Origin of the sequence: uncultured Jannaschia sp., assembly GCF_947494055.1 — a bacterium.
Lineage (GTDB): Bacteria > Pseudomonadota > Alphaproteobacteria > Rhodobacterales > Rhodobacteraceae > Jannaschia.
In genome coordinates this window covers 1-423 of record NZ_CANLTR010000196.1, presented here as the reverse complement: position 1 = coordinate 423, position 423 = coordinate 1, and the positions used below count along the sequence as shown (strand labels likewise).

At 56.3% G+C, this 423-nt stretch carries 1 protein-coding gene; it reads left to right on the top strand.

Translation table 11 applies throughout. From position 1 onward, the window contains the following. Positions 1 to 297, top strand: a 297-nt coding sequence (locus Q1A87_RS23820) for a hypothetical protein (RefSeq protein ID WP_299657375.1), incomplete at its 5' end; no start/stop codon positions are given. Positions 298 to 423: the final 126 nt, after the last annotated feature.

Genomic DNA, 423 nt, shown 5'->3' with positions numbered 1-423 from the left:
CAACCGCATCGACGAACTCACGCCGTGGAATTGGCAGCCACGCTGAATGTCAACGGCGGTCACGCCGGACGGATACTCGCAATGAGCGGAGCCACAAGCTCGACCTGCATTACGAGGCCGAAGATCGCCTCGACCTCGTGGAGGATGGACACAGGTGGTGCGATCGAAGCGATGCTGCGCCGCTTCTTCCTCGGCCGCCGCCAACAGGCGGCCGAGATTGCCGACGCCAAGGTTGGTAGATTGGTTGAAGCGCGCGAGCAGCGCGCCGAGGTCGTTATTCGTCAGGCCGAGCCGTAGCCAGTTGGAGCAGATCTTAAACATAAGTAAAAACTTCGTTACATAATATAACTTACTATTAGTTATGAAACCTTGGAATTTCGGTAGCTTACGGACCGTCCTTACCAAATACGCTGCACCCCTCCG